Annotated in this window: 20 protein-coding genes; 7 read left to right on the top strand and 13 right to left on the bottom strand. The window is 67.7% G+C overall.

The features are described from left to right. Window positions 1–68: 68 nt before the first annotated feature. The 4 genes from IFT71_RS10425 to IFT71_RS10410 form a co-directional block, all read right to left on the bottom strand. Window positions 69–827 (bottom strand): sulfite exporter TauE/SafE family protein, encoded by a 759-nt coding sequence (locus IFT71_RS10425; protein WP_037530331.1) that lies wholly within the window; start codon window positions 825–827, stop codon window positions 69–71. After that, a complete protein-coding gene (gene rlmN, locus IFT71_RS10420) occupies window positions 820–2,010 on the bottom strand; it encodes a 23S rRNA (adenine(2503)-C(2))-methyltransferase RlmN (protein ID WP_042466312.1) in 1,191 nt (396 codons plus the stop codon). Before rlmN ends, IFT71_RS10425 begins: the two co-directional genes overlap by 8 nt. A 221-nt stretch (window positions 2,011–2,231) precedes the next feature. Then, window positions 2,232–2,705 carry an invasion associated locus B family protein gene (locus IFT71_RS10415; RefSeq protein WP_192098019.1) on the bottom strand — a complete coding sequence of 158 codons (474 nt, stop codon included), beginning with the start codon at window positions 2,703–2,705 and terminating at the stop codon, window positions 2,232–2,234. Then, complete coding sequence (locus tag IFT71_RS10410; RefSeq protein ID WP_192140690.1) at window positions 2,702–3,385, bottom strand: histidine phosphatase family protein; 684 nt, start codon at window positions 3,383–3,385, stop codon at window positions 2,702–2,704. The genes IFT71_RS10415 and IFT71_RS10410 overlap by 4 nt, the downstream gene beginning before the upstream one ends. 139 nt (window positions 3,386–3,524) lie before the next feature. Here IFT71_RS10410 and IFT71_RS10405 point away from each other — a divergent pair, with 139 nt between their 5' ends. The 6 genes from IFT71_RS10405 to gyrB all read left to right on the top strand — a co-directional run bounded on the left by IFT71_RS10405 (window position 3,525) and on the right by gyrB (window position 11,234). After that, on the top strand, window positions 3,525–4,178 hold the full coding sequence (locus IFT71_RS10405) for an outer membrane protein (protein ID WP_031439125.1): 654 nt from the start codon (window positions 3,525–3,527) through the stop codon (window positions 4,176–4,178). A 132-nt stretch (window positions 4,179–4,310) separates the two neighbouring features. Further along, on the top strand, window positions 4,311–5,429 hold the full coding sequence (gene dnaN, locus IFT71_RS10400; protein WP_031395114.1) for a DNA polymerase III subunit beta: 1,119 nt from the start codon (window positions 4,311–4,313) through the stop codon (window positions 5,427–5,429). A gap of 110 nt (window positions 5,430–5,539) precedes the next feature. Next, window positions 5,540–6,334, top strand: a complete 795-nt coding sequence (locus IFT71_RS10395) for a Coq4 family protein (protein ID WP_192140688.1) — start codon at window positions 5,540–5,542, stop codon at window positions 6,332–6,334. A gap of 125 nt (window positions 6,335–6,459) precedes the next feature. Continuing rightward, window positions 6,460–7,584, top strand: coding sequence for a DNA replication/repair protein RecF (gene recF / locus IFT71_RS10390; RefSeq protein WP_192140687.1), 1,125 nt, complete (start codon window positions 6,460–6,462; stop codon window positions 7,582–7,584). Window positions 7,585–7,680: 96 nt separating this feature from the next. Beyond that, window positions 7,681–8,475 (top strand): OmpA family protein, encoded by a 795-nt coding sequence (locus IFT71_RS10385; RefSeq protein ID WP_192140686.1) that lies wholly within the window; start codon window positions 7,681–7,683, stop codon window positions 8,473–8,475. A gap of 227 nt (window positions 8,476–8,702) precedes the next feature. After that, window positions 8,703–11,234 carry a DNA topoisomerase (ATP-hydrolyzing) subunit B gene (gene gyrB, locus IFT71_RS10380; protein WP_031440465.1) on the top strand — a complete coding sequence of 844 codons (2,532 nt, stop codon included), beginning with the start codon at window positions 8,703–8,705 and terminating at the stop codon, window positions 11,232–11,234. A 53-nt stretch (window positions 11,235–11,287) separates the two neighbouring features. Here gyrB and IFT71_RS10375 read toward each other — a convergent pair whose 3' ends face one another. The 5 genes from IFT71_RS10375 to IFT71_RS10355 all read right to left on the bottom strand — a co-directional run bounded on the left by IFT71_RS10375 (window position 11,288) and on the right by IFT71_RS10355 (window position 16,519). Next, window positions 11,288–12,349, bottom strand: coding sequence for a LuxR C-terminal-related transcriptional regulator (locus tag IFT71_RS10375; protein WP_192140685.1), 1,062 nt, complete (start codon window positions 12,347–12,349; stop codon window positions 11,288–11,290). A gap of 114 nt (window positions 12,350–12,463) precedes the next feature. Then, window positions 12,464–12,922, bottom strand: a complete 459-nt coding sequence (locus IFT71_RS10370) for a Csu type fimbrial protein (RefSeq protein WP_192140684.1) — start codon at window positions 12,920–12,922, stop codon at window positions 12,464–12,466. Beyond that, entirely contained in the window at window positions 12,910–15,213 is a 2,304-nt protein-coding gene (locus IFT71_RS10365; protein WP_192140683.1) for a fimbria/pilus outer membrane usher protein, read from the bottom strand. Before IFT71_RS10365 ends, IFT71_RS10370 begins: the two co-directional genes overlap by 13 nt. A 10-nt stretch (window positions 15,214–15,223) precedes the next feature. Further along, a complete protein-coding gene (locus IFT71_RS10360; protein ID WP_192140681.1) occupies window positions 15,224–15,976 on the bottom strand; it encodes a fimbrial biogenesis chaperone in 753 nt (250 codons plus the stop codon). A 21-nt stretch (window positions 15,977–15,997) separates the two neighbouring features. After that, window positions 15,998–16,519: a Csu type fimbrial protein gene (locus tag IFT71_RS10355; RefSeq protein ID WP_192140679.1), complete on the bottom strand. Its 522-nt coding sequence runs from the start codon at window positions 16,517–16,519 to the stop codon at window positions 15,998–16,000. Window positions 16,520–17,014: 495 nt separating this feature from the next. Here IFT71_RS10355 and msrB point away from each other — a divergent pair, with 495 nt between their 5' ends. Beyond that, window positions 17,015–17,467 (top strand): peptide-methionine (R)-S-oxide reductase MsrB, encoded by a 453-nt coding sequence (gene msrB, locus IFT71_RS10350; protein WP_031440471.1) that lies wholly within the window; start codon window positions 17,015–17,017, stop codon window positions 17,465–17,467. A gap of 40 nt (window positions 17,468–17,507) precedes the next feature. On the opposite strand, the gene IFT71_RS10345 is transcribed toward msrB, so the two are convergent. The 4 genes from IFT71_RS10345 to IFT71_RS10330 all read right to left on the bottom strand — a co-directional run bounded on the left by IFT71_RS10345 (window position 17,508) and on the right by IFT71_RS10330 (window position 21,025). After that, window positions 17,508–17,933, bottom strand: coding sequence for an organic hydroperoxide resistance protein (locus IFT71_RS10345; RefSeq protein ID WP_107930848.1), 426 nt, complete (start codon window positions 17,931–17,933; stop codon window positions 17,508–17,510). Window positions 17,934–18,044: 111 nt separating this feature from the next. Next, on the bottom strand, window positions 18,045–19,076 hold the full coding sequence (locus IFT71_RS10340) for a sensor histidine kinase (protein WP_056673507.1): 1,032 nt from the start codon (window positions 19,074–19,076) through the stop codon (window positions 18,045–18,047). After that, on the bottom strand, window positions 19,077–19,520 hold the full coding sequence (locus IFT71_RS10335; RefSeq protein WP_031394819.1) for a response regulator: 444 nt from the start codon (window positions 19,518–19,520) through the stop codon (window positions 19,077–19,079). After that, window positions 19,517–21,025, bottom strand: a complete 1,509-nt coding sequence (locus IFT71_RS10330) for a sensor histidine kinase (RefSeq protein ID WP_192098006.1) — start codon at window positions 21,023–21,025, stop codon at window positions 19,517–19,519. Before IFT71_RS10330 ends, IFT71_RS10335 begins: the two co-directional genes overlap by 4 nt. Between the last annotated feature and the right edge of the window lie 82 nt (window positions 21,026–21,107).

Raw genomic sequence — 21,107 nt, 5'->3', positions numbered from 1 at the left:
GAGGAGGTTGGTTCACCCGCGAAGGCGGGTGCCCAGACTGGATCCCCGCTTTCGCGGGGAAACAATTCTCAGCCATACGCTCGCCAGAAGAACACGATCGTCGTCGCGATCGTCACCAGCAGCGTCCACACCCGAATGACCTTGGCGGGCAGCACCAGCCCGAGCTTCGCGCCGAAATGCCCGCCGACGATCCCGCCGAGGAGCATCGGTATGCACAGCGCCCAATAGACCATGCCGGTGGCGATGAAGATGATCGTTGCCGCCAGATTGGCGACCGCGAGCATCAGCGTGCGCGGTGCCGCAAGCATGGCGGGCGTTGCGCCCGACAACAGCCCCCAGGCGGCGGTCAGCATCAAGCCGACCCCGCCGCCGAAATAGCCGCCATAGACGCCCAGCATCGCCTGCACAGCGACGAGCGATTTCGGTCCGATCTCGACCCGCGACCGCAGCCAGAGCGACGCCTGCGTGCCGAACGCGATCGCCAGCGTCGCGAACAGCAGCAGCCACGGCACGATCAGGTCGAACGCGCGCGCCGAGGTCGCGACGAGCAACAGGCTGCCGACGAGCCCGCCGACGAAGGTGATCCCCGCCATCGTCCGCATGCCGACGCCCGACACCGGCTCAAGCCCGTGCCGATAGGTCCATGCGCTCGCCATCGCGCCGGGCTGGAGCGAGACGTTGCTCGTCGCATTGGCGAAGGTCGACGGCACGCCAAGCCCGATCAGCGCGGGCATCGTCGCAAAACTGCCGCCACCCGCCAGCGCGTTCATCGCGCCGCCCAGCAACCCCGCACCCGCCGCCAGTGCCACCACACCCAAATCAGGCAAGCGCGGCTTCGCGATCGAGTTGCGCGCGGCTCTTCTTCTCCGACGCGGTCTTCAACTGCCCGCACGCCGCATCGATATCGCGACCGCGCGGGGTGCGCACCGGCGCAGAGATGCCCGCCCCGAACACGATGCTCGAGAAGGACTTGATCCGCTCGGGCGTCGAGCACTCATAGGCGGCACCCGGCCACGGGTTGAACGGGATCAGGTTCACCTTGGCGGGCAGCTCGTATTTGCGCAGCAGCCGGACGAGTTCGTGCGCGTCGGCGTCCGAATCATTCTTGTCCTTCAGCATCACGTACTCGAACGTGATGCGGCGCGCATTGTTGGTGCCGGGATAGTCCGCACACGCCTGGAGCAGTTCCTCGATGCCGTATTTGCGGTTGAGCGGCACGATCTCGTCGCGCACCTCCTTGGTCACCGCGTGGAGCGACACCGCGAGGTTCACGCCGATCTCAGCACCCGCGCGCGCCATCATCGGCACCACGCCGCTGGTCGACAGCGTGATCCGGCGGCGGCTGAGCGCGAGCCCCGCGCCGTCCATCACCAGCTTCAGCGCGTCGCGGACATTCTCGAAATTATACAGCGGCTCGCCCATCCCCATCATCACGATGTTGGTGAGCATGCGCCCCTCGGGCTGGCTCGGCCATTCGCCCAGCGAATCGCGCGCGAGCATCACCTGGCCGACGATCTCGGCGGGCGTCAGGTTGCGCACCAGCCGCATCGTGCCGGTGTGGCAGAAGGTGCAGTTGAGCGTACAGCCGACCTGGCTCGACACGCACAAGGTGCCGCGATCCGCGTCGGGGATGAACACCATCTCGTAATCCTGCGCGTCGTCCGATCGCAGCAGCCACTTGCGCGTGCCGTCGGTCGACACCTGCGCCTCGACCACATTGGGCCGGCTGATGACGAAGCGCTGCTCGAGCCACGGGTGCATCGTCTTCGAGATGTCGGTCATCGCCGAAAACTCGGTCGCGCCGCGATTGTAGATCCAGTGCCACAACTGTTTTGCGCGCAGCTTGGCCTGTTTCTCCTCGAGCTGCGACGTCTCCAGCGCCATCCGCAGATCGGCGAGCGACAGCCCGAGCAGGTCGATACGCCCGTCGCTGCGCGGCACGAAGCTGCGGGGAACGGGCACGGGATCGATGTGCCCGGGGATGGGCATGAGGTTCGCGGCGGTCTGCATGGCCGGGCGCATAGCGGAATTTTGCCGATTTTTCTACAGGCTGCGTGGAGCGAAAAGTTGCCGCCATGAACACCACGCGTGGCCCCACATGATAGCACCTCCCCGGCGAAGGCCGGGGCCCAGTTGGGGGACGGAGGTAAGGACGGTCAGCCCGTCGTGACGACCACCTTTCCACCTGGGCCCCGGCCTCCGCCGGGGAGGCGCAGGTGTTGGGCGCGCTCTTATCCCCCGCGACACGCCAGCACCGCGGCATCGATCGCCGTCGCCGCGCCCGACAGCGCATAGACATCCGCGAACGGCCGCCCGCCGACGCCGACCGCCTCGACGCTCATGCTCCGCCCCGATCGCAGCGCGGCGACGATCGCGCGGTCGCTGGGGGCATCGCTCGCCCACGCGTCCAACCCGTTCGCGACCAGCGCGAACCGGCGTTCGCCGACCGTCAGCGTCACCCCGGCGGAGCGATCGCGCTCGCGGCTGAGGCGGATGTACAGCGAGGCGCGCAGGCCGCGCTTCGGCCAGGTCGCGATGGTCGCGAAACCCGTCGTGCGTCCGCCCGCCATCACCGGCCGCGCGATCGCGTAGCAGCGCGGCGGCGCCGCGTCGCGGAACGCGCCCCATCCCCGGTAGATCCCGATCGTGTCGCGCGCCGTCGCCGGTGCAGCGACCGCGAAGGCCAGCAGGACCGCCAGCCTCACGCGGGGGCGAAGCCGGTGCCGCGGTGCGGAACCGTCGCGCGGCCCTGCTCGACCAGCGTCACCGACCCCTGCGGCAAGCCGGGCGCAACCGCGGTGCCGAGCATCGGATCGACCGGCGCACTCGTCATCGCGCCCAGCATCACCCGGCTCGAAATCCCGTGCATGATCACCAGCCGGTCGCCCGGATCCTGCGCAGTGTCCGCCAGCCAGCCGCCGACCCGCGCCGCGATCTGCGGATAGGTCTCTCCGTCGGGTGCGGGTTTCAGCGTGCCGCCGGGCATCATCACCGGCCCGACCTCGTCGACGACATCGGCATAATAGCGGCCGCCCCACGACCCCATGTCGATCTCGACCAGCCGTGGGTCGGTGCGCGCATCGTGCCAGTCGAGCTCGAGATGCTCGCAGATCACCGCCAGCGTCTGCAGCGCACGCCCGGTCGGCGACGCCCACAGGGTCAGCGCAGGCCTGGCCCCGAGCAGATCCCGCAGCGCACGGCCGAGCTCGTCGGCCTGCGCGAATCCGGCGCGCGTCAGCGGCGTGTGCGCGGCATCGCCCTGCAACCGGTGCGCAGCGTTGAACACGGTTTCGCCGTGCCGTGCGACGAAATCCCGGCCGAGCCTGACGGGCGGTTGGCCGGTTGGACCGAGGTCCGCTGCACGTTGCCGAGGGCTTGGAATCATGGCCCGCATTTCAACCCCCTGTTGCGCAAAAGCAACGGATTTCCGTGTTTATCTGGGGTTCATGCAACGCCTGTCGGATTGGTCCATTGGAGCCATCCACCCCGCGTTCGGGGGTGACGAAGATCAATGGAGTATCCCAATGCGTAAGCTTATCGCCGCATCGCTGTTCGCGACCACCGCCGTTGCCGCCCCCGCGCTGGCACAGACCAACCCGACCTTCACCGGCCCGCGCGTCGAGGCCACGCTCGGCTACGACCACACCGGCGCCGGCAGCAGCGTGTCCAACAACAACGGGCGCGACGACCAGAAGATCGACGGCCTGCTGTACGGCGGCGGCATCGGCTACGACATCGCGACCTCGAGCAACATCGTGCTCGGCGCCGAGGCCGAACTGACCGGTTCGACCGCGAAGAGCGACCGCAACGACTATACCAGCGACTTCGGCTTCGGTCGCGTCAAGCAGGGCCGCGACATCTATGTCGGTGGTCGCGTCGGCTATGTCGTCGCGCCGACGACCATGATCTATGCGAAGGGCGGCTACACCAACGCCAAGCTGAACGTGCTGGCGGGCGACACCAACCAGACCACCGACACCGACTTCAACCTCGACGGCTGGCGGATCGGCGCGGGTGCCGAGCATGCGGTCGGCCCGAACAGCTATGCCAAGCTCGAATATCGCTATTCGAACTATGAGCGCAGCAACATCGACTATGCGACCGGCGGCACCAGCGGCCGATTCGACGTCGACACCGATCGTCACCAAGTCGTTGCCAGCTATGGCTTCCGCTTCTGATTGCGGTTTAACGCGACGTTTACCGTGATCAAAGAAGGGTCGGGGCGCTTGCTCCGACCCTTTATTGTTGGGTAAGCCATCTGCGGATTGCCCCCAGCCCCGAATCCGGCTGTGGAGGCCGGGGGAATTTTGATGAAGGCGACGATCGAACGCGCAACGCTCCTCAAGGGGCTGAGCCATGTCCAGTCCGTGGTGGAACGGCGCAACACCATCCCCATCCTGTCGAACGTGCTGATCGAGGCGACGGCCGAGGGCACGCTGAAGCTGATGGCGACCGATCTGGACCTCCAGATCAACGAATCGATTGCAGCTGCGGTCGATCAGCCCGGCGCGACCACCGTGTCCGCGCACACGCTGTTCGACATCGCGCGCAAACTGCCCGAGGGCAGCCAGGTCCAGCTCGCCGCCTCCGAAGGCCGGATGAGCATCATCGCGGGCCGCGCACGCTTCTCGCTCGGCACGCTGCCGCGCGACGATTTCCCGGTGATCGCGGAAGGCGAACTGCCGACCCAGTTCGAACTGCCCGCCGAGACATTGAAGCAGATCATCGACAAGACGCGCTTTGCGATCTCGACCGAAGAGACGCGCTATTATCTCAACGGCATTTTCCTCCACGTCGCGGACGGCGACAGCGCGAACCCGGTGCTGAAGGCCGCCGCGACCGACGGTCACCGCCTCGCGCGCGTCACGCTGCCGCGGCCCGAGGGCGCCGAATCGATGCCTGACGTGATCGTGCCGCGCAAATGCATCGCCGAGCTCCGCAAACTGCTCGACGAGGTCGACGGCTCGGTCGGCGTCTCGCTGTCGCCCACCAAGATCCGCTTCGACCTCGGCCAGGCGATCCTGACCTCGAAGCTGATCGACGGCACCTTCCCCGATTACAGCCGCGTGATCCCGACCGGCAACGACAAGATCCTCAAGATCGACCCCAAGAGCTTCATGGAAGGCGTCGACCGCGTGTCGACGATCGCCACCGAAAAGACCCGCGCGGTCAAGATGGCGCTCGATCGCGACAAGATCACGCTGTCGGTGACCTCGCCCGAAAACGGCACCGCCGCGGAGGAAGTCCCCGGCGATTATGTCGCGCTCCCGTTCGAGATCGGCTTCAACAGCCGCTATTTGATGGACATCCTCGCGCAGATCGACGGCGACATGGTCGAGGTTCACCTCGCCGACGCCGCCGCGCCCACGCTGATCCGCGAAAACGACAAGTCGCCCGCGCTCTACGTGCTGATGCCGATGCGCGTCTGACCGGCGCACGCTGGCGATCGATCGAAAGGCCATCCTGCGGGGTGGCCTTTTTCGTTTGAAGGCTCGAGCGGGTCTGATACTGACATTATTGTCAGCAAGGAGTCGACTCGATGGCGAAGCTTCCTCCCTTTCCCGGTACGACCGGTCGTCGCGACTGGCGGACCGCGATGGATGCGATCCGGAAGCTCCTCGCCAATGGCGACGACACGACTCAGGTGTTCCGGATCATGCGCGCGCTGAACGTCGGCAACGCGCCGATGAACTATGCGCGGCTGATCGCGACCGAGCGGGGCGGGCGGATCGCCTATGATCAGGTCGAGCTGGCGCGGCGCTTCTCCGATCCGGCGTTCGTCGCGAGCTTTGCGCCCGGCACGGTCGGCGCGGCCTATCGCCATTTCCTGGAGACGACGGGCTATTCGGCGGACGGACTGGTCGAGGTGTCGCGGCTGGTGCCGAGCGAGGACGATCTGGCGCACCCCTATGCATGGTTCGGCCGGCGGGTGCGCGACACGCATGACATCTGGCACGTGCTGACCGGCTACAAAGCGGACGAGAGTCTTGGTGAGGCGGCGCTCGTCGCGTTCAGCTATGCACAGGTCGGCGGGCTCGGCTGGGCGCTGATCGGGTCGGCGGCGGCGCTCAAGAGCCTCCGCGTCACCGGCAACGCCTTGTTCGCCAAGGCTGTCTGGGAAGGCTATCGCAATGGCCGCACGGCAAAGTGGATTTCGGGCGAGGATTATCTGACCCTGCTGCACGAGCCGCTCGATGCGGCACGCGCGCGGCTCGGGATCGCGACGCCGGTCGCCTATCTGCACGCGCAGCGCGAACTCGGTCCCGTGCTCGCCTCCTATCTGAGCGCGCAGAAGGCGGGGGCGGACACCGTCCCCGAGCGGATCGCCGCCTGACGCGAAGGCTGACAGCGCACCGGGCCTGTCGCGGGCGGTCCTGACCAGACCGATCGCCGACTTCGCTCAGGGCGAACGGAAAAGGGCGATGCACTCGGCTGCAAAACTCCTTTAAGGCCGGTGCGATGCTGTCGCGCCTCGTCCTCACCGATTTCCGCAATCATGCCGACCTGACGCTCCAGCCGGGGGCGGGGTTCGTGGTGCTGACCGGTGCGAACGGCGCGGGCAAGACCAATATCCTCGAGGCGGTTTCGCTGCTCGCCCCCGGCCGGGGGCTGCGCCGGGCGGCGCTCGGCGAGATGGCGCGGCAGGGCGGTGCGGGCGGTTTCGGCGTCGCGGCAACGCTCTGCCCCTCCGCGCGAGGTGAGACTTCCGTAGCTGGGGCCGAACGCGACCAACATGCCGACGCCGGTAGCCACATCGGCGATGTCGATATAGCGACCGGCGCGCTGACATCGGCGCCTGAGCGCCGCATCGTCCGCGTCCAGGGTGCGACCACCACCGCCAATACGCTCGCCGAATGGCTGACGGTGCTGTGGCTCACCCCCGCGATGGACCGGCTGTTCGTCGCCCCCGCGGGCGAACGCCGCGGCTTTCTCGACCGGCTGACGCTCGCGCTTGCACCCGGGCATGCGCATCATGCCGCGCGCTACGAGGCGGCGATGCGCGCGCGCAACCGGCTGCTCGGCGGCGAAGGCCGTCCCGATGGCGACTGGCTGTCCGCACTCGAGGCGCAGATGGCCGACCATGGCGACGCGCTCGATGCCGCGCGCCGGGAAACGGTCGATCTGCTCGGCGCGCGGCTGGCGGGCGAGACGGACGGTGCATTTCCGCGGGCGGGGCTCGCGCTAGACGGCTGGGCCGCCGATGCCGCGCCGCTCGCGGTTACGCTTTCGCAGGGTCGCGCGCGCGATGCCGCTGCCGGGCGGACCCTGGTCGGGCCGCACCGTGTCGACCTGATCGTCACGCACCACGACAAGGCACGCGCCGCGTCGCTCGCCTCGACCGGCGAGCAGAAGGCGCTGCTGCTCGGCATCGTCCTCGCGCATGCCGAGCTGGTCGCCGAGCGGACTGGCCAGCCCCCGGTCCTGCTGCTCGACGAGGTCGCCGCGCATCTCGATCCGGCGCGGCGTGCGGCGCTGTTCGATCGGCTGGCGGGACGCGGGCAGGTGTGGATGACCGGCACCGAGGACGCACTGTTCGATGCGATCGACGCGCAGGCGACGCGGATCGCGGTCGGGCCTGGCTGAACGCGCGCTGTCGATGCGCGTCACGAGGGGTTCAAGTGGGCGCGGGCAAATCCTGGTCCATCGCGCCCCGGTCCATAGCGGGGGCGACGGAGAGACATGATGAAGACGACTATCGCACGCGCCGCATTCGGGCTGGTCATGATCGCGGGAACCACCGCACCGGCATTCGCGCAGGCGCGCTATGACATGAGCAACCCGCCCTGGTCGCGCCCCGGCTACCGGCTGGCGGGTGCCGGCGTGCCGATCCTGTTCCCCGAACTCCGCAATACCGCGCGGGGCCGTGCGTTCGTGATGCCCAATTTCGACGCGAACGGCGATGGTCGGATCAACCGGCAGGAAGCCGACGACGCCAACCGCGAATTCGCCCGCATCGCCGGGCCGCGTCGCGACCGGTTCGACTGGGCCGCCTATGGCCGCGACCCGGGAGGCTATCGCGGCGACCGCGGCAGCGGCACCACTGTGGTCGAGACCACCACGACCTGGGACCGCGGCGCGATGCGCAACTACGGCTTCCGCCAGACGCCACGCGGCGCGACGCTGACCCTTCAGGAGGACGTGCTGTTCCGCACCGACAGCGCGGTGCTGCGCCCCGGCGCGATCGAGAAACTGCGCCCGCTCGCGCGCTATCTGCGCGGCAATCCGGGTGTACGCGTCGCGATCGACGGATTCACCGATTCGCGCGGGTCCGATGCGCACAACCAGGACCTGTCCGAGCGCCGCGCGGCGAGCGTCCGCCAGGCGTTCGACGACATGGACGTCGTCCGCGCACGCTTCAGCGTCGTCGGTCACGGCGAGCGCCAGCCGGTCGCGACCAACGCGACCGCCGCCGGCATGCGCCTCAACCGCCGCGTCGAAGTGACCCTGCTCGGCCAGCGCGCCGACCGCTTCTGAGCGCAAGCTCCCTCTCCCCCGGGGGAGAGGGAAGGGGCCCGCGGCCCTTGCCGTGGGAAGGGTGAGGGCAAGTGAGGCTCGGGAGCGCCCCGCGACACCCCCTCACCCTTCCGTCGCCTGCGGCTCCTCCCTCCCTCTCCCCCAAGGGGAGAGGGGCAGGCACCACCACCCCGGCGCCACAGGCCATTTCGCTTCCGTTTCGGGCGTGCGATGCCTATATGCTGGGCATGGCATCCAACCCTGAATCCAACAATCCCAACCTGCCCAACCAGGGCGACTATGGCGCAGACTCGATCAAGGTCCTCAAGGGCCTCGACGCGGTCCGCAAGCGCCCCGGCATGTATATCGGCGACACCGACGACGGGTCGGGCCTCCACCACATGGTGTTCGAGGTCAGCGACAACGCGATCGACGAGGCGCTTGCCGGGCATTGCGACCGGATCGACATCGTCCTGAACGCCGACGGTTCGGTCAGCGTCACCGACAATGGCCGCGGCATCCCGACCGGCATCCACACCGAGGAAGGCGTGTCCGCAGCCGAGGTCATCATGACCCAGCTCCACGCCGGCGGTAAGTTCGAGAACACGAGCGACGAGAACGCCTACAAGGTCTCGGGCGGCCTGCACGGCGTCGGCGTCTCGGTCGTCAACGCGCTCAGCGAATGGCTCGACCTGACGATCTGGCGCGACGGCAAGGAGCATTACATGCGCTTCGCGTTCGGCGACGCGGTGCTCCCGCTCAAGATCGTCGGCGACGCGGCCGAGGGCCAGAAGGGGACGCGCGTCACCTTCTTCCCGTCGCCCGCGACCTTCAAGATCACCGATTTCGACTTCGACAAGCTCGAGCACCGCTACCGCGAGCTCGCCTTCCTCAATTCGGGCGTGCGCCTGTTCCTGACCGACGCGCGGCACGAGGAACTGAAGACCGTCGAGCTCTATTACGAGGGCGGGATCGCCGCATTCGTGAAGTATCTCGATCGCGCCAAGCTGCCGTTGATGCCCGAGCCGGTAGCGATCAGCGGCACGCGCGACGACGTCACGATGGACGTCGCGCTGCAGTGGAACGACTCCTATTACGAGAACGTCCTCGCCTTCACGAACAACATCCCGCAGCGCGACGGCGGCACGCACATGGCCGCGTTCCGCGCCGCGCTGACGCGCACGCTCAACAACTATGCCGAGAAGTCGGGCCTGTTGAAGAAGGAAAAGGTCCAGCTCACCGGCGAGGACATGCGCGAGGGGCTGACCGCGATCGTCTCGGTCAAGCTGCCCGATCCGAAGTTCAGCAGCCAGACCAAGGACAAGCTCGTCTCGTCCGAAGTCCGCCAGCCCTTGGAAAGCCTGATGGCCGACAAGATGGCCGAATGGCTCGAGGAGAACCCCGCGCACGGCAAGGCGATCGTCGCCAAGATCATCGACGCCGCCGCCGCGCGCGAAGCTGCCAAGCGCGCCCGCGAACTGACCCGCCGCAAGGGCGTGATGGACATCGCCTCGCTGCCCGGCAAGCTCGCCGACTGCCAGGAGCGCGATCCCGCCAAGTCCGAGCTGTTCCTGGTCGAGGGTGACTCGGCAGGCGGTTCGGCCAAGCAGGGCCGCGATCGCCATTTCCAGGCGATCCTTCCTCTGCGCGGCAAGATCCTGAACACCGAACGCGCGCGCGAGGATCGCATGTTGTCGAGCCGCGAGATCGGCACGCTCATCACCGCGATGGGCACCGGCATCCGCGACGACTTCAACGCGGACAAGCTGCGTTACCACAAGATCGTCATCATGACCGACGCAGACGTCGACGGCGCGCACATCCGCACGCTGCTACTGACGCTGTTCTACCGTCACATGCCCAAGATCATCGAGGGCGGCTATCTCTACATCGCGCAGCCGCCGCTCTACAAGGCGACCAAGGGCCGCTCCGAAATGTACCTGAAGGACGATGCCGCGCTCGACGAATATCTGGTCGATGCGGGCGTCGGGTCGATGGTCCTCGAAGGGCCCGGTGGCGCCCGCTCGGGTCGCGACCTGAAGGATCTGGTCGATCATGCGCGCCGCATGCGCACGCTGATGCGCTACGTCCCCAAGCGCTATGACGCGGGCATGATCGAGGCGCTGGCGCTGGGCGGCGTGTTCGATCCCGAGGCGTCGGTCGCGGACCGCACGTCGCGGCTCGAGATCGTCACGCGGCGCCTCGAACTCGACGACGGCGATGCGCGCTGGACCGCCGAGCTGACGCAGGATGGCGGCATCCATTTCCAGCGCGCATGGCGCGGGGTGACCGATCACCACATCATCGAGGCGAGCTTCCTCGTCTCGGCCGAGGCGCGCAAGCTGCACGCTTTGTCGGCCGAGCAGTCGGACAGCTATGCGCGCACCTCGAACCTCGTCCCCGCGAGCAAGGCGGCGCACGCCGACGAGCCCGAGGCGGAGGACGCCGCAGAGACCGGTGCCGGCGTGATCGGGTCCGCCACCGCGGTCGCGACGCGCGGCTCGACGCAGGTGTCGCGCCCGAGCCATCTGCTCGACGCGATCCTCGCCGCGGGCCGCAAGGGCCTCGCGATCCAGCGCTACAAGGGGCTGGGCGAGATGAACGCGGAACAGCTGTGGGAAACCACGCTCGATCCGTCGGTCCGCTCGATGCTGCGCGTGACCGCGGTCAATGCCGAGAGCGCGAACGAGATCTTCACGCAGCTGATGGGCGAAGTCGTGGAACCGCGCCGCGAATTCATCCAGGACAACGCGCTCAACGTCGCCAATCTCGACGTCTAGGGCGCGTTTCGCTTCCCCGGACCGACGCGCAGGGATCGTCCGATCCGGGTGCGTCAGTCCGGTTTGGCAAGGCGTGGCGCGTCGGTCTTGCGGATGATCGCGCCGAAATGCGTCTGGCCGTCCTCGCGCCACATCGACAGCGACAGGGTGACGGCCAGTTTCGACCCGCCGCGGTGCGTCGCGTCGAGGGTGACGGTCGTCCCGACCAGATGCGCAGCGCCGCGGGCCGCAAGTTGCTGCAGGCTCAGGGCGTTACCCCGTTCTCGCGGATCGATGATGGCGATCGTCTGACCCAGAGCCTGATCGGTGCTGAAACCGAACAGCGTCTCGCACGCCGCGTTCCAGACGATGATCCGGCCGTCATGATCCGCACATAGAATGCCATCGGGAGAGGTCGCGGCGAAATTGTCGAAGCGGGACCGGCCCGGGTCGGGCAGCTGTGACACGTGGTTCGCCAGTGGCGACCCCTCACGCAGGCTGCGCGCGAGTTCGGGGGTGTCGAGCCAGCGTTCGCGGGGCGCAAGCCCGCCATCTACGGCGACATAGACCATCTCCGCCACACTGCTGACGTTCAGCTTGCGCAGCGCCTGTGCGCGATGCCCCTCGACCGTACGCGGGCTGATCGCCATCGCCTGCGCGATCGCCTTGTTGGTCTGGCCGACGATCATCGCGCGCACGACATTGCGTTCGCGTTCGGTCAGCAGATCGAGACGCGCGCGCGCCGCGCCGCGCTGCGCCGTCCAGTTCACCAGCGTCGCGACCCGTTCGAACGCGCGGTCCAGCGCGGCCGCCAGCGTTTCGGGCTCGAGTGGCATGTCGAGCACCTCGGTCGCGCCCAGTTTCATCGCCTCGACGGTGACCGTCGCATCGGTCCGCGCCGTGATCGCGATCGCCGGCCAGCGGATGTCGCGTTGTGCCAGCGCGGAGAGCAGCCCCAGGCCGTGCGCCGGCGGCGTCCGCAGCTCGATCAGGATCGGCGCAGGCTTGAGCGTGGGCAATTGCTCGAGGAACAGGTCGGCATGGGCAAAGGGCCAGACCGTGATGCCCGACGGCTTCAGACAGGCCTGCAGATGCCGCCGCGTGCCGCTGTCGTCGTCGATGACGTATAGGATCATGGCTGCTCCGGTCGGTGGCGGTGCCAGGGGCCCGAAAATGGTGCCGCGGCCGGGACGATGAAATTCGGCGTTACACGGTAAAGTTTAAGAGTTCGAGGGGGCTGTCGCGGGCGTTCAATAGGTGATGCTGACCCAGAGGATGTCGCTGTAGGATCCCGGTTTCAGCTGCGTCTGCCGGGCCGGCGCACGGGCATAGACGGGAATCGCGGTGCTGGTCGCGACCGCGGTGCTGCTGACGGTGCTGCTGCCATTGGTGCCGTCACCCCAGACCCTGGAGTGCGCAGGATCGACATAAAGATTGTAGAGCAGCGCCTGGGCGCCGCCGGTCATGGTCCGCGCGCCATAGTCGCCATTGCCCGGGCCGATCGCGATGACGACGCTGGTTTCGACGTCGCAGCTGATCGCGATGCTGGTGACGGCATCCTGTGGCGCCGATGCGAACGGATCATAGCGGCCCAGACTCAGTTGCTGCGGACTGACGCTGCAACTGGCTGCCGCTGCCGGCGCCGCGGTCGCGAGTAGCGCGAAGACAAACGCGGCGGCGATCGCGCTGCGACCGATCATGAGGTGCATGTGAAGGTTCCGAGATCGGGTTGGGTCTGTCCGGCGGGGACGAAGTCGAAGGCGAAAGCGCACCCGCCGCCGGCAAAGGTGGCGGACACGCGATTGCGCGTGGCCAGCCCGGTCAGATAAGCGTCGCCGCCGGGCGCCAGCAGAAAGGCTTCGCCCGCGCCGTTCAGGTGAAGCACGGTGCCGGCGGGAAGCGGGTTGCCGTCCGCACCGACCACCCGGAGCCGCGCATCGCTTGCCGCGCGTGCGCCGAACCGTACCGCGACGCCGCTGCGATCATAGGGCCGCACCGTACGCTTGGTCTCGTCGATGATCGCGTCGAGCGGCAGGTCCTCGGCCTCGATCCGGATATGATTGTCCTGAAACGGCAGCAGCCGCGGGATGACCAGCACGCCCGCCGCGTTCGTCCGGCCGACCAGCTGGTTGTCCGAATAGACGCGGACATTGGCGTAGGGGCCGACGCGCACGGTCCCGAAGCTCTGCTCGATCCGACGCGCGGCGAACACCGCGCCATCGACCGTCGCGACCGATCCGACCAGCTGCAGCCGCGCGCCCGACGCACCGTTCAGCCGGGTCACCTGCGCATCGACACGGCCGATGCCGCTCTGGGCATTGACCTCTGCATCAAGCCGCTCGATCGCCCCGGTTTCCGCCTGCAGCCGGTATCCGACGCCGTCTCCATAAGGGAGGTTGCGTTGCAGCGTCGTCGTCGCGCCGAGCTCGCCGTCGCGAAGCTGCACGCCGGCGGTGGCGCTCGTCCGCTGGCCGAACGGGACGGTGAGGCGGAACTGCACCGTCGTGTCGCGCGCGCCGGCAAAGCTCCGGCTCGCATTGAGGCTGAGCGCGCCGATCCGACGGAGCCGCATTGACGCATTGGCATTGCCCGACAGGATATCGCCGCGCTGGTCGCGGCTGCGTCGCCACAGGAGAGAAGCGGTGACCGATCCATAGGGCGTGGGCGTGCCGATAAAGCCGGTCACCGTGCTGCGCGCGCGCCGATAGGCAATCGAATCGCCGACCGTCGCATAGTCCGCGGTGGTGATCTCGCCATTGCCGCCCAGCGACAGGCCGCGCGTCTGGCGTTCGAACCCGATCCCGAACAGGCCGCCGCCGCCCCGGTCCGAATGGCTGCCCGCGGCCGAGAGCGAGAAGATCCCGACCGCGGGCCACAAGGCGCTGACCTGCATGCTGGTCGCCTGCATCTTGCGGGTGGTTTCGCCATGCGCCTCGACCGTCAGCCGCTCGGTCACACCGTAGCGATGCGTCGCCGACAGGATCGGCGTGCCATAGTCGAAGCTCGCCCGCGTGAAATTGCGCCGCAACACGCCGATCTCGTACGAGAAATCATGCAGCCCCCGGCGCAGGATCTGCGGCGCGGCATAATAGGATTGCGTCACCCGCGTCTCGCGACCCAGCGCATCGCGCACCACCAGCTGGATATCGCCGCTGCCATTGACCACCGGGACGTCGGTCAGCGCGAACGGTCCGGACGCGACCGTCTGGCGGTTCTGGAGGATGTTGTTGACATAAAGGTCGACGACCGAGGGGACGGCCGCGCTGCCGTTCAGCGTCGGCAGCGCCATCGTCAGATAGCCCGGCTGCGTCGCGAAATTGGTCGCGAGCTGGAGGCCCGCGAACCGCAGCGCACCGGTCCCGGTGCTGCCGCGCGTCACGCCATCGCCGATCCGCAGCGATCGCAGCCGCGCCGGGTCGTCGATCGTCCAGTTGGTATCCAGCCTGACGAGGCTGCGCCGTCCGTCGCCACTATTCCCCGTGCCGGCGATGAAGCCCGTCCCCATCGTCCCCGCGCCGCTGAACGCGCCCAGCTCGAACAGACCGTCGAGCGAGGACGCGCCCGACGCGGTCTGTGCGGACAGGTCGTAATTGAGGAAACCGCCGATCCCGCTGCGCGTCATCGGTCCGTCGGTCCGGCCCGACAGCAGCGCGCTCGACGGCATGAACAATGCGGCCGGCGCGGTGATCGACAACGTCTGCGTCGCATCGTCGAGGCCAGCGACGAGTCCTTCCGCCGTGTCGAGCCGAAGATAGGTCTCGCCCTCGAACAGCCGCGTATTGTCCTCTTTCAGCACCAGCCGCCACGCGCGCGCCGCGTCGGCGGTGACGTACAGCGCATCCGCATCGTACAGCACCCAGACCGGATCGGGCTGATCGATGCCGTTGATCCGGATCGCGAGCAACGCCAGACGCAGGTCCGCCGGCGCCGCAGCCTGCCCCGCAGCCGGGATGGGCGCGGGGTCGGCAGCGATGCCGGGCGAACCCGCGGCCAGAAGCACGATTGCCAGACTAGCGCGCGGCCAGATTCGCCGTGACTTCGTGCTCGCCATCGGCGGTGCGGATCGCGAGCGTCAGCGGTGTCCCGGTCGTGAGTTCGGGGTGCTTGCCGATCTCCCATTGGCGCATGCTTTGCGGCAGGACGACGCCCATCGCGTTGCTCAGCACGGTCGATGTGCCGCCCGTGCCCGTGCCCGTCCCCGTACCCGTCCCCGTCCGATGCGCGATGCCGGTGACCTGCGCGATCGCGCCGCCGGTGTTGCGCGCCTCGAGCACGATGTCGCCGGCCGGACGCCGCCAGGCGGTCCAGGCGACGTCAGCCTTGGCGGCCGGATCGGCGACGATATAGAGCGGCAGGTTCAACTTGACCGCGATACGCACGCCGTTCGCCGTCGCCGGCCCGGGGATCTCCTGCAGCATCACGCGATAGGCGGCATTGGGCACGCGGTGCCGCACACCGATGCGGACGAGTTGCGGCGCCCGCGTCGCGGCGGTGAAGATGGGTGGCGACGCGATCAGGTCGTCGGTCGGCGTATAGACGTCCTTGCCGTCGACCTGGGTCCAGCGAAAGGCGGACACCCGGATCGATACCGGTACATCCTCGCCATTGGTGATGGTCAGCGATCCGATCGGGCGGTTGGCGGGCAGGGTGAGCGTGACCGGGCTGACGCGGAAGTTGCTCGCGACCGCATCGCCGGGCAGGGCGATGGCGGCGGCCATGCAAAGACCGGCCGCCGTGAGGCGACCGGTCTGCAAGAGGCTCATGAAGCGCATTGCTTGAAGAGCTTAGTAGTTAACCGTGACCTGGACGACATCCGCATAGGTTCCTGCTGGTATGCCCGTCTGGCCAGCCGGGATGCTGCCGGCCAGCACGATCGGCACAATGGCGCCGGTGCCGGTGCCGGTGATCGGCAAGGTGCCGCCCGTGCCATCACCCCATGGGCTGGTCGTGGTGTTGTCATTGTACAGGACGTAGTTCAGCGGCTGGCCGCCCCCGGCGGTCGAGGTCATCCCGCGCAAGGCCATCGTTGCGCCGGTGCCGGTGCCGATATTTGCCGTTGCGGTCCATCCTGTGTTCATCGTGCACATGACGTTCAGACCACCGGTGCCCGCATGCGCGGCGCCATCGGTCACATCGGCGCCGCCGAACTGCAGGGCGGTCGAGGTGACCACGCAGCTCTCGGTGACTTCGGCGTTGGCGGCGATCGTCGTGCCGGTGGTCTGCGCCGATGCCGGAAGGCCGACGAAAGCGGTCAGGCCGAGCGCGGACGCCAGCGCGAATTGGACGCGCATGTTGTTGATAGCCATTGGTAATTCCCAGGACTGGGCGCAGCAGGACATACCTTGCGCCACTCATGTCGAGCCGTATCTGTCATCAAGAGGCTTCTTGAAAACATGCCGCCTCATCGATCCAGTTCTACGCCAATGGCATTGCGAAGACCTGAACAAATGTACAATATTTTCCACGTAGATCTACGTGGACATGCATGGTCTTGACTTGGGATGGTCGTCGATCATTGCCGTACATCATGACGCATCATGGTAAACGGAATGAGTTTCGATGGTTAATACTAGATGAAAGGCTGAATGCTGGCAAGGCGTGCCGTGCGGATGGGCCCCACATGCCCCGGGATTGCGACGATCGCGGCCCGGGCACCGGCTCATCGGGCTGGCCATCACCGTCGCGCGGCCATTCCTATAGCGCCAACGCCCCCTATATCCCGTCGGCAACCTGCTGACCGGACGCAGCTTTCGCGCATTCCGGCCGGCCAACCGACGCGGATCGCCGCGTGAGAGGACCGCATGACAGAGTATAAGAAGACCGACGCCGCGCTCGCCAAGCTGACGCCCGAGCAATATTACGTCACGCAGGAAAGCGGTACCGAGCGGCCCGGGACGGGATCCTATCTCAACACCCGCGAACCCGGGCTCTATGTCGACATCGTGTCGGGCGAACCGCTGTTCGCGTCGGCCGACAAGTTCGATTCGCATTGCGGCTGGCCAAGTTTCACCAAGCCGATCACCCCCGCGCATGTCGCCGAACTGCATGACCGCAGCCACGGCATGGTCCGCACCGAGGTCCGCTCGGCAGGCGCGGACAGCCATCTGGGGCATGTCTTCGAGGACGGGCCGCGCGACCGCGGCGGGCTGCGCTACTGCATCAACTCGGCCGCACTCCGCTTCGTCCCGCGCGACGCGATGGAAGCCGAGGGGTATGCGGACTATCTCGACCAGGTCGACGCCGCGGGCGCGTGACGGAACGGCCGGCCGCTCGCGCGGCCGGCCACCCCGTGGGTCAGGCGAGCGTCAGGCCGACATCGACATTGCCGCGCGTGGCGTTCGAATAGGGGCAGATCTGGTGCGCGGTATCGACCAGCTTCTGCGCCTGCTCGCGGTCGAGCCCCGGCAGCGTGACGGTCAGATCGGTGGTGATGCCGAACCCGCCCGCACTGCGCGGACCGATGCCGACCTTGGCGGTCACCGACACATCGTCGGGCAGCTTCACCTTCAGCTGCTGTCCGGCGACCTTCAGCGCGCCGATGAAGCAGGCCGAATAGCCCGCCGCGAACAGCTGTTCCGGGTTGCTCCCGTCACCACCGGCGCCACCAAGCTCCTTGGGCGTCGACAGGGCCACCGCGAACCGGCCGTCCTCCGACCGTGCCTGACCGTCACGACCGCCGGTGGCGGTTGCCGTGGTGCTGTATTTCACATCGACCGACATGCTGAATCTCCTATCTGTTTATCGCGATAAACAAATAGGAGCGCGGGTCGCCGCTGTCCAGAGCCGCACGTGCGCGCCACCATCGACAATCCTGCTCGCAACTGACGGCGGTCAGCGCACCTCGGCGCGGAGCGTCGCGCGGACGCCGCGATGCGCGCGGTCATATTCGACGATCGAATGCAGGCTCTGCGCCATCGCGCGGATCAGCTTGGTGCCGAGCCCCGTACCGCGGGGCGTGGCATCGGCGGGCATGCCGCAGCCATCATCCTCGACCGCCAGCAGGAACTGGCCGTCGTCGGTCTGCGACAGCGTCACGCGGACCTCGCCCGATCCCGCGGGATAGGCGTATTTGCAGGCATTGGTGACGAGTTCGGTGACGATGACGCCCAGCGACACCGCGCGGTCGGTCGCCAGCCGGATCGGTTCGGCGACCAGCCGCAACGCGCGTGGCAGCGCCTCGCTCGACCAGGTCTCCGCCAGTTCGTCGACCAGTGCGCCGAGATATTCGCGCATGTCGACGCTTTCGACGTCGTTGCTCGTATACAGGCGGCGATGGACCTGCGCGATCGCCTGGATCCGCCGCTGCGTATCCTCGAGCGCCTCGCGCGCGGCCGGGTCGGTCAGCGCGCCGGCCTGCAGGCTGACCATCGCCGAGACCAGCTGCAGCGAATTGGCGACGCGGTGGTTCACCTCGCCGAGCAGCGCCTCGAGCCGCGCATTGGTAGCGCGCAGATCGGCCTCGGCGACGGCCTTGGCCTGTTGCAGCACCGATCGCGCGCCGACCTGCTCGAACGCCGCATCGAGCAGCTCGAAAAACTCCTCGCCGACGGTCTTCACGACATAGTCGGCCGCCCCCGCCTTCAGCGCGGCGACCGCGATCCGTCCCTCGTCTGACCCGGTGACATAGACGACGGGCGGCGCATCGGGCAGCGCGCGCAGCACGTTGAGCGTCTCAAGCCCGTCCATCCCGGGCATGTAATGATCGACCGCGATCAGGTCATACGGTTCGGCGCGCGCCATCGCGATCCCGTCCGCGCCCGATTCGGCCAGCGTCATATGATACCCGCGACGCTCCATCGCGCGCCCGACCAGCCGCCGGATACCCGCATCGTCATCGATATAGAGAACGCGTTTACCGGTCATTCAACTCTCGGCCGAGGGGACCTGGATCACCGACAGAAACAGGCCGAGCTGGCGGATCGCCTGGGCAAAGCTCTCATAATTGACCGGCTTGGTGATATAGACGTTGCAGCCGAGATCATAGCAGCGCTGGATCTCGACCTTGTCGTCGGTGGTCGTCAGCACGACGACGGGCGCGCGTCGCAACGGGCTGCCCTCCGCCTTGATCCGCGCGAGGATGTCGGTGCCGCTCATGTCGGGCAGGTTGAGGTCGAGCAGGATCAGCGCGGGGCCGCTCTTCGCCGGACCGTCGGCCGCATCGAACAGGAAGTCGAGCGCGGTCGTGCCATCGGTGAAATGGCGGATATCGTTGAGGATGCCCGCACGACGGATGTTCTTCTCGATGAGGCGCGCATGGCCCTCGTCATCCTCGATCATCACGATGCCGACGGATTTGTGATCGTTCATGCCACGGGATCCTGTAACCTGAGGTCGAAGGGAAGGTTGAGCCGGAAGGTCGCGCCTTCGCCGAGCGTCGAGACCACGTCGATCGTCCCGCCGAGCCGATAGGCCAGCGCGCGGACATGCGCGAGGCCGATGCCCTCGCCGGGCTGGTCCTGTGGCCCGGCACGCCGGAACAGGTCGAAGACGCGCTGGTGATCGCCCGGCGCGATCCCGCGGCCATTGTCGATGACCGACAGGATCACGCGGTTGCGCTCGCGCGTGCCGGCAAGCCGGATCGCGCCCGGCCGCCCGGGCTGGAGATATTTGGTCGCATTCTCGATCAGGTTCGACAGGATCTGCTCGAGCGCGAGCCGGTCGGTGACGAGTGCGGGCAGCGGGCGGTCGATCGTGACGGTCGCGCCGCGATCGTCGATCAGATGCTGGATCGACGCGACGATCGCGTCGCCGACGGCGGCCGGGTCGACCGGTTCGGGGGTGATCGACCGCCGCCCCTCGCGCGACAGCTTCAGGATCGCGTTGATCAGTCGGTCCATCTTCTGCGTCGAGGCGCGGATGAAGCCGATCGCCTCGGGCAGGTCCTCGCGCGCGGCGATCCGCGCCTCGGGCGTGACGATCTCCGGCGCGATCGCCTCCGCCCGGTCGATCAGCGCCGCCAGCGGCGCGGCGGCCTCGGCCAGCTCCGCGGTGAAGCCCATCACGTTGACGAGCGGCGAGCGCAGGTCGTGGCTGACGATATAGGCGAAACGCTGGATCTCGTCATTCGCCCGGCTGAGATCCGCGGTCCGTTCGACCACCTGATCCTCGAGCGTCTCGTTGAGCAGGTGCAGCCGGTCGCGCGACGCGCCGAGATCGGCGGTGTAGCGCCGGATCACCAGGATCGCGAGGATCGCCACGACGAGCAGCAGCAACGCCGCGACGCCCGCCACCGAAAGGAACAACGCGTTTGAGCGTTGCTGGCGGTCACTACGGATCTCGAGCAGGCGAACTTCCTCGGCCGCCATCGCCCGCAGCCGGTAGCGGATGCTGCGCATCAGCGGGACGCTCGCATCAACCGCGAACCGGCGTTGCGCCTCGCCGATCCGGCCCGCGTCGACCAGCGCGATCGACTGGGTCCGCAGGCTGCGCAACTGGCCCACCCGCGGTTCGATCAAGTCGAGCCGCGCGGTCTGGCGTGGATTGTCGTGGGTCGAGGAGCGCAGCGCCGTCAGCGCCGGCGCGAGCCGTTGGGCCGTCGTCTCATACGCCGTCGAGAACAGGGGCAGGCCGGTGAGAAGATAGCCGCGCCGCGCGGTCTCCGACTGCTCCATCTCGACCTGCAACGTGGCGATCGCCTGGCGGACGTCCTGCGTATGAAGGATATCGGCGGTGTAGCGCGCGTTACGCACCGTGATCCAGCCGATCGCGACCGCGGCAGCGGCCAGCGCGACGAAGCCGAGCGTCATGAACGCGACCAGCCAGCGGGCGATGCGCCCTTCCGACTGGGGAAGTTTCAAGCTGATACGCGCCATATGCGACCCGTCTAGGATACCGCCTATCGTTACGCCAGCGATACTGACGGACGGCGGCCGGAGAGGGTGGATACCGGCGGCT

The organism is Sphingomonas sp. CFBP 13733, assembly GCF_014841795.1.
Lineage (GTDB): Bacteria > Pseudomonadota > Alphaproteobacteria > Sphingomonadales > Sphingomonadaceae > Sphingomonas > Sphingomonas aerolata.
The sequence above is the reverse complement of the archived record's forward strand: the minus strand, read 5'-3'. Positions and strand labels throughout refer to the sequence as shown.

Bases quoted from the DNA above. Each gene is read 5' to 3' on its own strand.
- rlmN (WP_042466312.1), bottom strand. From the start codon at position 2,010: ATGCAGACCGCCGCGAACCTCATGCCCATCCCCGGGCACATCGATCCC.
- IFT71_RS10410 (WP_192140690.1), bottom strand. From the start codon at position 3,385: ATGATTCCAAGCCCTCGGCAACGTGCAGCGGACCTCGGTCCAACCGGC.
- IFT71_RS10405 (WP_031439125.1), top strand. From the start codon at position 3,525: ATGCGTAAGCTTATCGCCGCATCGCTGTTCGCGACCACCGCCGTTGCC.
- dnaN (WP_031395114.1), top strand. From the start codon at position 4,311: ATGAAGGCGACGATCGAACGCGCAACGCTCCTCAAGGGGCTGAGCCAT.
- IFT71_RS10395 (WP_192140688.1), top strand. From the start codon at position 5,540: ATGGCGAAGCTTCCTCCCTTTCCCGGTACGACCGGTCGTCGCGACTGG.
- recF (WP_192140687.1), top strand. From the start codon at position 6,460: ATGCTGTCGCGCCTCGTCCTCACCGATTTCCGCAATCATGCCGACCTG.
- IFT71_RS10385 (WP_192140686.1), top strand. From the start codon at position 7,681: ATGATGAAGACGACTATCGCACGCGCCGCATTCGGGCTGGTCATGATC.
- gyrB (WP_031440465.1), top strand. From the start codon at position 8,703: ATGGCATCCAACCCTGAATCCAACAATCCCAACCTGCCCAACCAGGGC.
- IFT71_RS10375 (WP_192140685.1), bottom strand. From the start codon at position 12,349: ATGATCCTATACGTCATCGACGACGACAGCGGCACGCGGCGGCATCTG.
- IFT71_RS10370 (WP_192140684.1), bottom strand. From the start codon at position 12,922: ATGCACCTCATGATCGGTCGCAGCGCGATCGCCGCCGCGTTTGTCTTC.
- IFT71_RS10360 (WP_192140681.1), bottom strand. From the start codon at position 15,976: ATGAGCCTCTTGCAGACCGGTCGCCTCACGGCGGCCGGTCTTTGCATG.
- IFT71_RS10355 (WP_192140679.1), bottom strand. From the start codon at position 16,519: ATGGCTATCAACAACATGCGCGTCCAATTCGCGCTGGCGTCCGCGCTC.
- msrB (WP_031440471.1), top strand. From the start codon at position 17,015: ATGACAGAGTATAAGAAGACCGACGCCGCGCTCGCCAAGCTGACGCCC.
- IFT71_RS10345 (WP_107930848.1), bottom strand. From the start codon at position 17,933: ATGTCGGTCGATGTGAAATACAGCACCACGGCAACCGCCACCGGCGGT.
- IFT71_RS10340 (WP_056673507.1), bottom strand. From the start codon at position 19,076: ATGACCGGTAAACGCGTTCTCTATATCGATGACGATGCGGGTATCCGG.
- IFT71_RS10335 (WP_031394819.1), bottom strand. From the start codon at position 19,520: ATGAACGATCACAAATCCGTCGGCATCGTGATGATCGAGGATGACGAG.
- IFT71_RS10330 (WP_192098006.1), bottom strand. From the start codon at position 21,025: ATGGCGCGTATCAGCTTGAAACTTCCCCAGTCGGAAGGGCGCATCGCC.